General features: G+C 38.1%; 17 protein-coding genes. All 17 read left to right on the forward strand.

Annotation, left to right across the window (positions count from 1 at the left end; translation table 11 throughout):
* The 17 genes from spoIIIAC (at nucleotide 1) to ahrC (ending at nucleotide 14080) form a co-directional block, all read left to right on the forward strand.
* A complete protein-coding gene (spoIIIAC, locus tag RCG25_RS08470) occupies nucleotides 1–204 on the forward strand; it encodes a stage III sporulation protein AC (RefSeq protein WP_007084610.1) in 204 nt (67 codons plus the stop codon).
* Between the two features lie 16 nt (nucleotides 205–220).
* Entirely contained in the window at nucleotides 221–610 is a 390-nt protein-coding gene (gene spoIIIAD, locus RCG25_RS08475; protein WP_308084132.1) for a stage III sporulation protein AD, read from the forward strand.
* A gap of 29 nt (nucleotides 611–639) precedes the next feature.
* The gene (spoIIIAE, locus tag RCG25_RS08480) at nucleotides 640–1839 is read left to right on the forward strand and encodes a stage III sporulation protein AE (protein WP_308083230.1); all 1200 of its coding nucleotides are present in this window, start codon (nucleotides 640–642) and stop codon (nucleotides 1837–1839) included.
* A gap of 12 nt (nucleotides 1840–1851) precedes the next feature.
* On the forward strand, nucleotides 1852–2481 hold the full coding sequence (gene spoIIIAF, locus RCG25_RS08485) for a stage III sporulation protein AF (protein WP_308083231.1): 630 nt from the start codon (nucleotides 1852–1854) through the stop codon (nucleotides 2479–2481).
* Complete coding sequence (spoIIIAG, locus tag RCG25_RS08490) at nucleotides 2474–3124, forward strand: stage III sporulation protein AG (protein WP_308083232.1); 651 nt, start codon at nucleotides 2474–2476, stop codon at nucleotides 3122–3124. Before spoIIIAF ends, spoIIIAG begins: the two co-directional genes overlap by 8 nt.
* A 14-nt stretch (nucleotides 3125–3138) precedes the next feature.
* Nucleotides 3139–3699 carry a SpoIIIAH-like family protein gene (locus RCG25_RS08495; RefSeq protein ID WP_308083233.1) on the forward strand — a complete coding sequence of 187 codons (561 nt, stop codon included), beginning with the start codon at nucleotides 3139–3141 and terminating at the stop codon, nucleotides 3697–3699.
* A gap of 451 nt (nucleotides 3700–4150) precedes the next feature.
* On the forward strand, nucleotides 4151–4654 hold the full coding sequence (gene accB, locus RCG25_RS08500; RefSeq protein WP_308083234.1) for an acetyl-CoA carboxylase biotin carboxyl carrier protein: 504 nt from the start codon (nucleotides 4151–4153) through the stop codon (nucleotides 4652–4654).
* A 14-nt stretch (nucleotides 4655–4668) separates the two neighbouring features.
* Nucleotides 4669–6024 (forward strand): acetyl-CoA carboxylase biotin carboxylase subunit, encoded by a 1356-nt coding sequence (accC, locus tag RCG25_RS08505; RefSeq protein WP_308083235.1) that lies wholly within the window; start codon nucleotides 4669–4671, stop codon nucleotides 6022–6024.
* An 18-nt stretch (nucleotides 6025–6042) separates the two neighbouring features.
* Nucleotides 6043–6450: an Asp23/Gls24 family envelope stress response protein gene (locus RCG25_RS08510; RefSeq protein ID WP_308083236.1), complete on the forward strand. Its 408-nt coding sequence runs from the start codon at nucleotides 6043–6045 to the stop codon at nucleotides 6448–6450.
* 217 nt (nucleotides 6451–6667) lie between these two features.
* Nucleotides 6668–7066, forward strand: a complete 399-nt coding sequence (gene nusB / locus RCG25_RS08515; RefSeq protein ID WP_308083237.1) for a transcription antitermination factor NusB — start codon at nucleotides 6668–6670, stop codon at nucleotides 7064–7066.
* Nucleotides 7067–7103: 37 nt separating this feature from the next.
* Nucleotides 7104–7964, forward strand: coding sequence for a bifunctional methylenetetrahydrofolate dehydrogenase/methenyltetrahydrofolate cyclohydrolase FolD (gene folD / locus RCG25_RS08520; protein WP_308083238.1), 861 nt, complete (start codon nucleotides 7104–7106; stop codon nucleotides 7962–7964).
* A 122-nt stretch (nucleotides 7965–8086) separates the two neighbouring features.
* Entirely contained in the window at nucleotides 8087–9445 is a 1359-nt protein-coding gene (gene xseA / locus RCG25_RS08525) for an exodeoxyribonuclease VII large subunit (protein ID WP_308083239.1), read from the forward strand.
* Nucleotides 9435–9668, forward strand: coding sequence for an exodeoxyribonuclease VII small subunit (locus RCG25_RS08530; RefSeq protein WP_308083240.1), 234 nt, complete (start codon nucleotides 9435–9437; stop codon nucleotides 9666–9668). The genes xseA and RCG25_RS08530 overlap by 11 nt, the downstream gene beginning before the upstream one ends.
* 3 nt (nucleotides 9669–9671) lie before the next feature.
* A complete protein-coding gene (locus RCG25_RS08535) occupies nucleotides 9672–10565 on the forward strand; it encodes a polyprenyl synthetase family protein (protein WP_308083241.1) in 894 nt (297 codons plus the stop codon).
* A gap of 180 nt (nucleotides 10566–10745) precedes the next feature.
* A complete protein-coding gene (dxs, locus tag RCG25_RS08540) occupies nucleotides 10746–12641 on the forward strand; it encodes a 1-deoxy-D-xylulose-5-phosphate synthase (protein ID WP_308083242.1) in 1896 nt (631 codons plus the stop codon).
* A 3-nt stretch (nucleotides 12642–12644) separates the two neighbouring features.
* Nucleotides 12645–13484: a TlyA family RNA methyltransferase gene (locus tag RCG25_RS08545; RefSeq protein WP_308083243.1), complete on the forward strand. Its 840-nt coding sequence runs from the start codon at nucleotides 12645–12647 to the stop codon at nucleotides 13482–13484.
* A gap of 146 nt (nucleotides 13485–13630) precedes the next feature.
* Nucleotides 13631–14080 (forward strand): transcriptional regulator AhrC/ArgR, encoded by a 450-nt coding sequence (gene ahrC, locus RCG25_RS08550; RefSeq protein WP_308083244.1) that lies wholly within the window; start codon nucleotides 13631–13633, stop codon nucleotides 14078–14080.
* Nucleotides 14081–14086: the final 6 nt, after the last annotated feature.

The raw sequence follows: 14086 nt of genomic DNA on the forward strand, positions 1-14086 counted from the left end.
ATGGGTTTAGAAGTGGATATTATTTTTAAAATAGCTGGTGTGGGGATAGTAGTGGCCTTCTTGCATACCGTACTTGATCAGGTGGGCAAAAAAGAGTACGCACAATGGGTTACCTTATTTGGTTTTATTTATATTTTATTTCAGGTTGCATCTATTGTTGATGACCTGTTCCAGAAAATAAAATCGGTTTTCTTGTTTCAATAGAGAGGGGGGCTTTGCTATTGAAATCATTAAAATTGTCGGTGTAGCTCTCATTGCGACCTTTCTTGCTCTCATCATTAAGGAGCAAAAGCCAAACTTTGCCTTCCTTTTAATTGTGTTTGTCGGCTGTGTCATTTTTCTTTTTTTAGTTGATAAAATCTATGAAATCATTCATATGCTTGAAAAATTAGCAGTGAATGCACATGTAAATCTCGTTTATGTTGAAACCATTCTCAAAATCATTGGTATTGCTTATATTGCAGAATTTGCTACTCAAATAACAAAGGATGCGGGTCAAGGAGCAATCGCCTCTAAGATTGAATTAGCAGGAAAAGTAATCATTCTCGCGATGGCGATTCCTATATTAACCGTTTTAATTGAAACCATTATTAAATTAATTCCGAGCTAATCACAGTCTTTTAATGAGGTGTTTATAAAATGAAGCAGAGGCTGCAGATTATTCCTATTATCATTATTGTATTCTTTTTTTTACTCACTCCAAGTGTCCAAGCTGCTGAAGAACCGAAAGCTAACACGTCCTCTCTTTCTCCACAGGAGCTTGTTGATGCTCAACTGGAAACCTTAGATTTAGAGGAGTTAAAACAATTTTGGGAGGACATTACTGATAAGTATGGTGGGTTTCTCCCAGAAAGTCAGAAGGGAAGCTTATATGATTTCATAAAAGGAGATAAGAAATTTTCCTTTAAGCAATGGGGTCAGGGGATCTTGAAATTCGCTTTTCAAGAATTTGTAGCAAATGGGAAATTGCTCGGTTCGTTAATTATGTTAACCATATTTAGTATGTTCCTGCAATCTATGCAAAACGCGTTTGAGAAAAGTGCGATTAGTAAGGTTGCCTATTCCATTGTTTATATGGTACTTGTCATCCTTGCGCTTAATAGTTTTCATATTGCTATCAGCTACACAAATGAAGCGATTGGGACTATGACGTCGTTTATCCTGGCACTTGTTCCTCTTTTGCTAGCATTAATTGCTGCTTCTGGAGGACTTATATCGGCAGCATTTTTTCATCCTGTGATTCTATTTCTAATGAATATGAGTGGTTTATTCATGCAATATATCATTCTTCCACTTTTATTCTTAGCAACATTGTTAAGTATCGTAAGTACAATGTCCGAACAATACAAAGTTTCGCAGTTAGCTCAGTTACTGAGAAATTGGAGTATCGGATTAATGGGTCTGTTCTTAACCGTGTTTTTGGGTGTGATCTCGGTTCAAGGTGCATCTGCTGCAGTAACGGATGGAGTAACAATAAGGACGGCAAAATTTGTTACCGGTAATTTCATTCCCGTTATTGGCAGAATGTTTACGGACGCAACAGATACGGTTGTAAGTGCTTCTGTTCTTTTAAAAAATACTGTTGGGATTGCAGGAGTAGCTATTTTGCTCATTATCGTTGCTTTCCCAGCGATAAAAATATTAATGATTGCTTTCATTTATAAATTCGCAGCTGCCATTCTTCAACCATTAGGCGGGGGTCCAATCATTAAATGTTTGGATATTATCAGTAAAAGTGTCATTTATGTTTTTGCTGCATTAGGGATTGTTTCACTGATGTTCTTTTTAAGTATTACAGTCATTGTCGCGGCTGGAAATCTAACAATGATGATGAGATAGGGGGGAGCAAAAATGGAGTTTTTAACAGAGTGGGTAACGAATATTATTTTATTTATCCTGTTAGCAACGGTAATTGATATGCTCCTTCCTAATTCAGGTCTGCAAAAGTATACGAAGATGGTTACAGGTTTACTCTTAATTGCTATTATTCTCACCCCCATCTTTAAACTAATCTCCAAAGACTTTGAGACAACATTGGCATCGATCCCTTCATATCAAGCACCGGGTGAAAAAAATATGAAAAATTTAATAGATTTAAAGAAAAAAGAAATACAAGCTTCCCAACATGCATATATTTTAGAAGAAATGGCTGTCCAGCTAAAAAAGGACGTTAAGGAGGAGTTGATGGAACAATACGGATTGGAGATAGCAAAAGTTGATATAGCAATAAATGAAGAAAGCGACCAAGCATTCCCTGAAAACCTCCAAAAGGTTATGGTTCTTCTGAGACAACCGGAAAATGGCGTACAGACAGTCGAAGCGATAAAACAAATCGAAATAAACACAGAAAAACCTCTTCCATCAAAAGGATCAAATGAAGAAACAGAAAAGATTGCCTCATTTCTTTCGCAAAAATGGAATGTAACTGAAGAAACAGTGGAAGTTTCGATTGAAGGGGGGATTAAAAAGAAGAATGGATAACAAACAAGGACCATTTTCATGGCTCAAAAAAATACTTAAATTAGATGAAAAAACAGAAAAGAAACCAAGTAAATACCAATATATGCTTCTCGTTCTTTGTATTGGTGCAGCGTTTATGCTTGTGGGGAACATAGTCTTCAAAACCGATACAAGTCCTACAGATATTCCAGCATCAACAAATACAAAGGCAGAGACGGAGGATGTCCCTACATTTGGCTTGAAAAAGAGCTCCGGTAATAAGGCCATAGCTGAATATGAAGAAAAGTATGAGGATCAGCTAAAGAAGGCAATTCAAGAAATGTTAGGCGTGAATGATGTTACTGTCGTGGTGAATATTGATTCAACTGATAAGAAGGTTTTAGAGAAAAATAGAGTCTCAAAATCACAAACAACGGATGAAACTGATCGTGAAGGTGGACAACGGAAAGTACAGGAATCCTCAACGGATGAGCAACTTGTTATTATACGCGATGGGGAAAATGAAGGACCAATTGTAGTAGAAACGAAAAAACCTGAAATTCGCGGTGTACTTGTTGTTGCAAAGGGTGCTGACAATATTCAGGTGAAAAAATGGATTGTAGAAGCAGTCACAAGGGCGTTAGGAGTGCCAAGCCACCGTGTCGCCGTTATGCCTAAAAAATAAGAGGGGGATTTTAAATGTTATTAAAGAAACAAACAGTATGGTTATTAACAATGTTAAGCTTAGTGGTTGTCCTTTCGGTGTATTACATTACTTCACCAGAGCAAAAATCTAATGATCTTGCGGCTGTGCAGCAAAATGCCAAAGATCAAATGGATCAAAAGCAGGCTAATTCAAAAACTGAAGCTAAGGATGGAAAAACAATTGTATCAACTGTTGCAGGTGATGATGCATTTGAGGAACTTCGCATGAAGCTTGATGACCTAAGAAGCCAAATGCAAGAAGATTTAACTACTCAATTAGCTTCCACTGATCTTCCAGCAGATGAGCGTAGTAAGGTGAAAGATCAAATGGATAGATTAAACCAAACTGCTCAAAAAGAAGAAATTCTTGAAACATTAATTAGAACGATGGGTTATGAAGATGCTTTAGTTAGAGCCGATGGAGAGCAAGTAAGAGTAACAGTAAAATCTAAGAAAAAGCCTTCAGCATCTGAAGCAAATAAAATTATTCAACAGGTAAAGAAAGAAATTGGAGAGACCAATTACGTAGCGGTGGAATTCCAGCCATCAAAATAGTAGATAGACTTTAAAAGGAAAGTCCATGGCTTTCCTTTTTTATTGTTTGACTATGTAAAAGTTAATTATGTAATTTTTTACACTCTGTTGATTGGAGCGGAAGGCACGAAGACTCCTGCGGGAGTAGTTGGTCACGGGAGACCCCGCAGGAGTGCGCGACGAGGAGGCTCCCGGACCACCCCGCGGAAAGCGAAGTGCCTGGAGCGGAAATCAACAGGCAAGTTTAAGATGGGTTATGTTTAATTATAAATTAATTAGGGAAAAATACTCATTTGAGGTTAATCAAATTGTTAAAATTCCCTTTTTCATCTAAAAAGATTAAGATAAAAGATGAATGGGACTAAGAGAAATGTTTCGAGGAAATGATTTAGCTTATTGAACTTTTACTAAGTATTATCGTATAGTATTAGTAGCTAGTCCTAATTAAAGTGTTACAAGGGGTGTTACTCAAATGTTAAAAGTACAAGAAATTCGTGAATTAATTAAATTGGTAGACCAGTCCAGCATTGATGAATTTGTATATGAAAATGAAGGCTCAAAAATTCAAATGAAGAAAAATGCTGCAACGGTGGTAACGACAGTTCAACCAGTTCTACAAGCTGCGACTGCACCTGTTCAAACAGCACCAGCACCAGTTGCTGTACCTGCTGCCGTAACAGAAACAAAACAAGAAGCACCGAAAGTGGAAGCGACAAACCAAGCTGATACATCCAATCTACATAAAATTACATCACCTATGGTAGGTACTTTTTATGCTTCTCCAACACCAGATGCAGATATTTATGTAAAAGCAGGAGATAAGGTTTCAAAGGATTCAATTGTATGTATTGTTGAAGCAATGAAATTATTTAATGAAATTGAAGCTGAAGTAAATGGCGAAATTGTTGAAATACTAGTTAAAAATGGTCAATTAGTAGAATACGGACAGCCTTTATTTTTAGTAAAGCCTGAATAAGGAGCGATAACAGGATGATAAAAAAACTGTTAATTGCAAACAGAGGAGAAATTGCAGTAAGAATTATTCGGGCCTGCCGAGAAATGGGTATTGAATCAGTTGCTGTTTTCTCAGAAGCAGACCGTGAAGCATTACATGTTCAATTGGCAGATGAAGCCTATTGTATTGGACCTAAAACATCAAAAGATAGTTATTTGAACGTAACAAATCTTATCAGTGTAGCAAAACTGACTGCCTGCGATGCGATCCACCCAGGGTATGGATTCTTGGCGGAAAATGCCGATTTTGCAGAGCTTTGCAGAGAATGTAATATCATTTTTGTCGGGCCAAGTCCAGAGGCAATTACTAAAATGGGAACGAAGGATATTGCAAGGGAAACTATGCGAGAAGCTGGAGTACCAATCGTTCCAGGTTCAACTGGAATAATTAATGAAATCGAGGAAGCTCTGGAACTTGTCGAGAGAATTCAATATCCAGTTATTATTAAAGCAACAGCCGGTGGAGGCGGTAAAGGAATCCGCGTCGCCAAAAACGAACAAGAGTTAATTAAGGGCATTTCGATTACCCAACAGGAAGCAATGACAGCTTTCGGTAATCCAGGTGTTTATATTGAAAAATATATTGAGGATTTCCGGCATGTAGAAATTCAAGTCCTAGCTGATACCTACGGCAACACGATTCATTTAGGAGAACGTGACTGCACGATCCAACGCCGACTGCAAAAACTTCTTGAAGAATCACCTTCACCAGCACTTGATGGTGAAATTCGTGAAGAAATGGGTAATGCAGCAGTAAAAGCTGCGAAAGCAGTTGATTATTCCGGTGCTGGCACGGTAGAATTTATATATGACTACCGCAATCGTAAGTTTTATTTTATGGAAATGAACACGAGGATTCAGGTTGAGCATCCCGTAACAGAAATGGTCACTGGAATAGACCTCATTAAAGAACAAATTCGTGTGGCACAAGGCGAGAAGCTAACAGTAAATCAACAGGATGTTACATTTACTGGCTGGGCAATTGAGTGCCGGATTAATGCAGAAAATCCGGAAAAGAACTTTATGCCTTCTGCTGGTAAAATTAATATGTACCTACCGCCTGGCGGATTAGGTGTTCGTATTGATTCAGCGGCATATCCAGGGTATACTATTCCGCCTTATTATGATTCCATGATTGCGAAAGTTATCACATATGGCAGCACTAGGGAAGAGGCAATTTCCAGAATGAAACGTGCATTGAGTGAGTTTGTTGTAGAGGGAATCCATACAACGATTCCATTCCACTTAAAGTTACTTGATCATGAAACATTCGTTGACGGACAATTCAATACGAAATTCCTAGAATTGCATGATGTGATGAAGACTATCTAATATCTGGAGGTGTTACGAATGAGCGAATTTAGTGTTTTAGAAATGGACCAAGGAAATAACGGTCATGGTAAAATTGAAATTGCTCCTGAAGTGATTGAAGTAATTGCCGGTATTGCTGCTGCTGAAGTAGAAGGTGTTGCGGGCATGAGAGGCAACTTTGCAACAGGGGTTGTAGAACGATTAGGCAAGAAAAATCACGGTAAAGGTGTTAAGGTCGAACTGACCGAAACAGGGATTAAAGTAGATGTATACTGCATGATGAAGTTTGGGGTATCCATCCCTTCTGTTGCTGGTAAAGTCCAAGACAATATTCGTCAAGCATTACTAAATATGACTGCTTTAGATGCTGAAGAAGTGAACATTCATGTAGTTGGGATTCAATTTGAAAACCAAAAGCATGAGCCAGAAGTAGATCAAGAAGTATAACCTACAAAAACCAAAGGAGAGATTCCTTTGGTTTTTCTATTTATCTAACTATTCTAAAAAAATGTGGGAATTTGAAAAATATAATCCTTACAGTGCGAATCCAATTTAGTTATGCTATTATCTTTTTATGTGAAAACTATCTTGAAGTTGAATTCCTGTACTATGTATGAAAAATAGACAAAAATTATTTAATATATCTAAAGGAGTTAACGTTATAATGAAAAGAAGAACAGCAAGGGAAAAAGCGCTACAGGCTCTGTTTCAAATCGATGTAAGCAATACTGATCCATCATTAGCGATTGAACATGTATTAGAGGGGGAAATGGGAGACGAATACTTATCAAACCTAGTTATAGGAGTAGTAGAACACAAAGAAGAAATTGACAAGCTAATAATCGAAAACCTAGAAAAGTGGTCTATGGACCGTTTGGCAACAGTGGATCGAAACTTATTGAGAATTGCTACGTATGAATTAAAGTTTTATCGAAATGAAGTTCCTGAAAATGTTATTTTAGATGAAGCCATTGAGATAGCTAAAATTTACGGGGATGACCAATCAAGCAAATTTATTAATGGAGTTCTTTCAAAGGTGAAACAAACGCTTCTTGCCAATTAATTGATTGGTTTCACTCCTAGCATAGGGAGAGTTGAAAATGACAGCCACAATTATTAATGGAAAAGAGATCGCCGAGAAAAAAAGAGTAGAAATTGCTGAAGAGGTTAAATGGATAAAAAGGCAAGGGGTCACACCCGGGTTAGCGGTTATCCTTGTCGGTAATGACCATGCTTCTCGAACATATGTAACAAATAAAGAAAAGGCTTGTAAACAGCTAGGGATGAAATCACTATTAATTGAAATGCATGAGGAGGTTTCAGAAGAAGAACTTCTTCTAAAGATTAGTGAGTTAAACGAAGATCCTGAAGTACATGGAATCTTAGTTCAATTGCCTCTTCCTAAACATATCGATGAAAAAAAGGTGATTGAATCCATTTCTCCATTAAAAGATGTGGATGGGTTTCATCCTATAAATATTGGCAGGATGATGACAGGACAGAATGCTTTCCTCCCTTGTACACCATATGGGATTATGGTTTTACTTGAAGAGGCGGGCATATCCATTCCAGGAAAACATGTTGTGGTTGTAGGGCGGAGTAATATCGTAGGTAAGCCTGTAGGTCAATTATTCTTAAATCAGCATGCAACAGTCACATACTGTCATTCAAAGACCAGGGACTTAAAGTTACATACCAATCAAGCAGATATCCTTGTTGCTGCAGTTGGCATTCCAAACTTCATAAAGGCTGAACATGTTAAAGATAATGCAGTTGTTATCGATGTAGGGATTAACAGGAATGAGGCAGGTAAGCTTTGTGGAGATGTTGCTTTTGATGAAGTAAGTAAAAAAGCAGGATATATTACTCCAGTTCCAAAGGGAGTAGGCCCCATGACGATTACCATGCTAATGTACAATACCTTAAAGTCAGCCGCTGAAAGTCTAAACCGAAATAAGTAGGTGTTTGTCCTTATCTTTTATTCCTTTTGTTCTTTTTAAGTCAATCTTTCTGACAAAAAAAAGAGCAAAATGTATAATGGATAAGGACAATTTCAGCTAATCAGCCGAAAAGAGGATTAGAAATGCAGGAACAAAGATATTTATCTGTGAATGCTTTAACCAAATACATAAAAAGAAAATTTGATGCAGATCCCCATTTGCGAGATATTCATGTAAGAGGGGAGATTTCAAATTTTAAACAACATTCGAGTGGACATATGTATTTTACATTAAAGGATGAGAAAGCTCGGATTCTTGCGGTGATGTTCTCCAGTCAATCCCGTCTTATGAAATTTGCTCCTGAAAACGGGATGAAGGTAATCGTAAAGGGAGATATTTCTGTATACGAACCAAGCGGACAATATCAAATTTATATTAAGGAAATGCGCCCAGAAGGTATTGGGGAATTGTTTTTAGCCTATGAGCAGTTAAAACAGCGTCTTGATGCAGAAGGCTTATTCGCAGCTGAAACCAAAAAGCCTATACCGATGTATCCAAGAACAGTTGGTGTAATTACTTCCCCAACAGGTGCTGCAATTAGAGATGTCATTACAACCATTAAACGACGCTATCCCATTGCAAATATTCTCGTTTTCCCAGCACTTGTGCAAGGTGAAAATGCGGCTCCTTCCATTGTTAAGGCAATTGAAAAGGCAAATACCATGAACGAAATTGATGTATTAATTGTTGGACGTGGCGGAGGCTCAATTGAGGAGTTATGGGCATTCAATGAAGAAATAACAGCACGTGCGATTTTTTTATCTAAAATCCCAATTATATCTGCTGTTGGTCATGAAACAGACTTCACCATTGCCGATTTTGTTGCTGATTTGCGGGCTCCTACTCCTACAGGTGCTGCGGAGCTTGCGGTTCCACATATTGATGAATTAATGGACAGAATACTTCAGCGGCAAACCCGACTGCTTCGTGCCATGAAGGGGAAATTTCAATTTGAAAATGAACGATTACATCGTGCAAAAAAATCCTATGCTTTTCGTTACCCACATCGTTTATATGAACAGAAATTGGAACAGGTTGACAAATTAACAGAGATGCTTGTTCGTGGGACCTCGAGATTATCATTAATAAAAAAAGGTCAGTATGAACTTCTACATAAACGGCTACAACGAAACCATCCAAGAGAAATGATTCTTGAATCAACGAGCCGTTTGGAGCGTTCTCAAAAAGAAATGGACCGCTCTATGATGCAAATATTAACAACGAAAAAAAATGATTTTAACCGGGTGTTATCGACCTTACAAGCATTAAGTCCATTAAAAATCATGGAACGTGGGTATAGTTTGGCTTATTCGGAGGATAACCGTTTGGTGAAAAGTGTAAAACAGGTAAGTGTGAATGAACTGGTACAAATCCAATTAACTGATGGTAGTCTTTTCTGTAAAGTGGAGAATATAAAGGGGAGCGAAAAAAGTGACAAATGAAAAAAAGTTATCCTTTGAAGATGCAATGACAAAGTTAGAACAAATCGTAGATAAACTTGAAGAAGGAGATGTACCTTTGGAAGAGGCGATTCTTTTTTATAAAGAGGGGATGGAATTATCTAAGCTTTGTCATGATAAATTGAAAAGTGTGGAAGAGCAACTTACTCAAATCATTACGGAGGATGGACGTAAAGAGAATTTTTCTATTGAAGGGGAGGAATAAGACTTGGAAACTAGGGCTTTAGAAACATTTGCGCAAGAGTATAAACAACTACTTGAAGATGAGCTTCGAAGGCTGGTTGAAAAGCTTAAGGCTCCTCCTATTATTAAGGAATCAATGATTTATTCTCTAGAAGCAGGAGGCAAAAGAATTCGCCCTTTATTATTGTTTGCTACCTTAGACGCGTTTGGAATGAATCCTAAAAAAGGGCTGTTAGCTGCCGCTGCAATTGAAATGATTCATACCTATTCCTTAATCCACGATGATCTACCAAGTATGGATAATGATGACTTAAGAAGAGGAAAACCGACCAATCATAAGGTCTTCGGCGACGCCATCGCGATTTTAGCTGGAGATGCCTTATTAACTTATAGTTTTGAAGTAATAAGTCAGCTTCCAACCGACGTTTTCTCAGCCGCTACAAAGCTTAAATTAGTTGTTGAATTGGCAAAAGCATCTGGAACGGAAGGGATGGTCGGTGGACAAGTGGCAGACATGGAAGGGGAAGCCAAATCACTTACCCTTCAAGAGCTGGAGTACATACATATTCATAAAACAGGTAAGCTGCTTGGATTTAGTGTCTTGGCTGGAGGGATTATGGCAGGTGCTAATCAAGAACAGCTTCATAACCTATCAAGGTTTGCCCATCATCTGGGACTTGCCTTTCAAATTCAAGACGATATCCTCGATTTAGTTGGGAATGAAGAAATAATTGGTAAACCTGTAGGAAGTGATACTACCAATCTAAAAAGTACATATCCTCAATTGTTAACCATGGAAGGTGCAAGAACAGCGCTGAAAGACCAAATCACCTCAGCGAAGGAAAATCTGGAGAGGACAGGCTTAAATACCCAACTGCTAAGAGAAATCACTGATTTAGTAGCATCTAGGGATCACTAACAAAGGCTATTTGAGGCAATGAACTAAGTGTGTTATAATTATTTTCAATGTAGAAAACGTTGACAATGCCGTTATCACTTAGTGTTAGCGGCTATTTTTTCAGGAAAAGTGTTATGATAAATAATAAGATATTAAAACTGATGTATAGATAGAAAAAGTATGAAAGTGAGTGGTCCAAAAATGGATCTGTTATCAATAAAAGACCCATCCTTTTTAAAAGGATTGACAAATAAAGAGTTGGAGGCTTTAAGTCAGGATATTCGTCAATTCTTGGTCGAAAAGCTGTCTGTGACTGGAGGCCATATTGGACCAAATTTAGGTGTAGTTGAACTAACAATTGCTTTACATAAATGTTTTGACAGTCCAAGGGATAAGATTATTTGGGATGTAGGACATCAGTCCTATGTTCATAAAATCTTAACCGGCAGAGCATGTGAATTTGATACTTTACGTCAATATAAAGGCCTATGTGGGTTTCCAAAACGGATTGAAAGTGAACATGACGTTTGGGAGACAGGACATAGTTCAACCTCACTATCTGCAGCTATGGGAATGGCGATTGCCAGGGATATAAAAAAGGAAAACTCCTTTGTTATTCCTGTGATTGGTGATGGTGCCTTAACTGGTGGAATGGCATTAGAAGCTTTAAACCACATTGGCCATGAAAAAAAGGATATGATCGTTATATTGAATGATAACGAAATGTCCATTGCGCCTAATGTTGGGGCATTGCATAATATCCTTGGTCAATTGAGAACAGCAGGGAAATATCAATGGGTGAAAGACGAACTAGAAGTGATATTGAAAAAAGTTCCCGCTGTTGGTGGTGTTCTTGCAGCCACTGCTGAACGCGTAAAAGATAGTCTTAAATATTTATTTGTTTCTGGTATGTTTTTTGAAGAACTTGGTTTTACTTATTTAGGACCAATTGATGGTCATAACTTTGATGACTTATTTGAAAACCTTGCCTATGCGAAAAAAACAGAAGGCCCTGTACTCCTTCATGTGATTACGAAGAAGGGGAAGGGATATAAGCCTGCAGAAAGCGATAAGACGGGTACTTGGCATGGTACAGGCCCATATAAAATGGATACAGGTGATTTTGTAAAGCCGGCGAAAGCACAGCCACCAGCATGGAGCAGTTTGGTTAGTGAGACCGTTCGAAAACTCGCTCGAGTGGACGATAGAATTGTGGCCATTACCCCCGCAATGCCTGTTGGATCAAAGCTTGAAGGTTTTGCTAGTGAGTTTCCTGATCGAATGTTTGATGTAGGGATTGCTGAGCAACATGCTGCTACGGTTGCTGCAGGATTGGCTACGCAAAATATGAAGCCTTTTCTAGCTATTTATTCCACTTTCTTACAGCGAGCATACGACCAGGTTGTACATGATATTTGCCGCCAAAACTTAAACGTATTTATTGGAATAGACCGGGCAGGTTTAGTAGGCGCAGATGGTGAAACACACCAGGGCGTATTTGATATTGCTTTTCTAAGGCATGTACCTAATATCGTTTTAATGATGCCGAAGGACGAAAACGAAGGTCAACATATGGTTTATACAGCGTTAAATTATGATGATGGACCTATTGCGATGAGATTTCCACGTGGAAATGGTGTAGGGGTACCAATGGATGAGGAATTCAAGAAGATCCCTATTGGCACTTGGGAGGTCTTAAAAGAAGGTGATGATGCGGCTATTTTAACCTTCGGAACAACGATTCCAATGGCGATGGAAGCGGCTAAGATTCTTGAAAAGCGAGGAATCTTTGTAAAAGTCATTAATGCTCGGTTCATAAAACCTCTTGATGAAAAGATGCTACTAGGTTTGTTAGAAAAAAATATCCCTCTCCTTACCGTGGAAGAAGCGGTATTACAAGGTGGATTTGGAAGTTCCGTTCTTGAATTTGCGCATGACCAAGGCTTTGCTCAGGCATTAATAGACCGAATCGGTATTCCAGACCAATTTATTGAACATGGGGATGTAGGGTTACTATTGGAAGAAATAGGATTAACTACTGAAGAAGTGGTCAAAAAAGTGTCTACAATGGCAAGGAAAAAACAGCAAAGGGCATAAATAATGAAAAATAAAGAACGATTAGATGTATTACTCGTGGAGCGAGGTTTAATTGAGACACGAGAAAAAGCAAAAAGAGCGATTATGGCAGGGCTTGTATACACAAATGAAGAGCGGTTGGATAAACCTGGTGAAAAAGTGAAGGTGGACATTCCTCTAAATATCAAAGGAAATACGATGCCATACGTCAGTCGAGGCGGGTTGAAACTTGAAAAGGCACTAAAAGTATTCGATGTAAGTGTAACAGGAAAGGTTCTGCTTGATATCGGTGCTTCTACAGGCGGTTTTACAGATTGCGCTTTACAAAATGGGGCAAAAATGTCATATGCGCTTGACGTAGGCTACAATCAGCTTGCTTGGAAGCTTAGACAGGATGAACGTGTTGTGGTTATGGAACGGACAAACTTTCGTTATGTAACTCCCTCAGATCTCGCTGGGGAAATGCCGAATTTTGCTTCTATTGACGTGTCTTTTATTTCCTTAACTCTAATTTTACCAGTATTAAAAACACTACTGATCCCAGGTAGTGATATTATTGCGCTTATTAAGCCTCAATTTGAAGCAGGCCGTGATCAGGTCGGTAAAAAAGGAATTGTTCGTGACGAGAAGGTTCATTTACAAGTCATTGAAAAAATCATTCATTTTTCCGTTAAAGAAGGATATATAGTAACTAATCTTTCCTATTCACCAATTACAGGTGGCGATGGGAATATTGAATTTTTACTACACTTAAAATGGGAAGGTGAGCGGGAACTCGGTGAAAGTAATCTCCCTATCGGACCAATGGATATCGTAAAACAGGCTCATCTAGAATTTAAAACGAAACAGACACCAGAAGGATAGGCAATTGCTTATCCTTTTATGTATATGAATGTATTTTTATAAAGGATTTTCATGTACAACTTTAGGAAAATGGGCTAACATATGAAATATATACGACATTTTAGTACAGAATACTCTGATGTTTTTAAAGACTATGGGGTGAAAGAATGAATAAAGGTCAACGTCATATTAAAATTAGAGAAATTATTGCCAGCAACGATATTGAGACTCAGGATGATTTGGTCGATGAGCTGAAAAATGCTGGTTACAATGTGACACAAGCCACCGTTTCACGTGATATTAAAGAACTTCATTTAGTAAAGGTTCCATTGATTGATGGGCGTTATAAATACAGCCTTCCAGCGGATCAGCGTTTTAATCCATTGCAAAAGTTAAAAAGATCTTTAATTGATGCTTTTGTAAGAATCGATCCTGCGGGGCATTTACTGGTTATGAAATGTTTGCCAGGTAATGCTATGGCAATTGGTGCCCTCATTGACAATCTGGATTGGGAAGAAATATTAGGAACGATCTGTGGTGACGATACAATGTTAATTATTTGTCGAACACCAGAAGATACAGAAGTCATTACAAATCGGTTCCTTGACATGCTTTAATTGGGG

This window comes from Neobacillus sp. PS2-9, from assembly GCF_030915525.1.
Taxonomy (GTDB): domain Bacteria; phylum Bacillota; class Bacilli; order Bacillales; family Cytobacillaceae; genus Neobacillus.

Bases quoted from the DNA above. Each gene is read 5' to 3' on its own strand.
- spoIIIAC (WP_007084610.1), top strand. From the start codon at position 1: ATGGGTTTAGAAGTGGATATTATTTTTAAAATAGCTGGTGTGGGGATA.
- spoIIIAE (WP_308083230.1), top strand. From the start codon at position 640: ATGAAGCAGAGGCTGCAGATTATTCCTATTATCATTATTGTATTCTTT.
- spoIIIAF (WP_308083231.1), top strand. From the start codon at position 1,852: ATGGAGTTTTTAACAGAGTGGGTAACGAATATTATTTTATTTATCCTG.
- spoIIIAG (WP_308083232.1), top strand. From the start codon at position 2,474: ATGGATAACAAACAAGGACCATTTTCATGGCTCAAAAAAATACTTAAA.
- RCG25_RS08495 (WP_308083233.1), top strand. From the start codon at position 3,139: ATGTTATTAAAGAAACAAACAGTATGGTTATTAACAATGTTAAGCTTA.
- accB (WP_308083234.1), top strand. From the start codon at position 4,151: ATGTTAAAAGTACAAGAAATTCGTGAATTAATTAAATTGGTAGACCAG.
- accC (WP_308083235.1), top strand. From the start codon at position 4,669: ATGATAAAAAAACTGTTAATTGCAAACAGAGGAGAAATTGCAGTAAGA.
- RCG25_RS08510 (WP_308083236.1), top strand. From the start codon at position 6,043: ATGAGCGAATTTAGTGTTTTAGAAATGGACCAAGGAAATAACGGTCAT.
- nusB (WP_308083237.1), top strand. From the start codon at position 6,668: ATGAAAAGAAGAACAGCAAGGGAAAAAGCGCTACAGGCTCTGTTTCAA.
- folD (WP_308083238.1), top strand. From the start codon at position 7,104: ATGACAGCCACAATTATTAATGGAAAAGAGATCGCCGAGAAAAAAAGA.
- xseA (WP_308083239.1), top strand. From the start codon at position 8,087: ATGCAGGAACAAAGATATTTATCTGTGAATGCTTTAACCAAATACATA.
- dxs (WP_308083242.1), top strand. From the start codon at position 10,746: ATGGATCTGTTATCAATAAAAGACCCATCCTTTTTAAAAGGATTGACA.
- RCG25_RS08545 (WP_308083243.1), top strand. From the start codon at position 12,645: ATGAAAAATAAAGAACGATTAGATGTATTACTCGTGGAGCGAGGTTTA.
- ahrC (WP_308083244.1), top strand. From the start codon at position 13,631: ATGAATAAAGGTCAACGTCATATTAAAATTAGAGAAATTATTGCCAGC.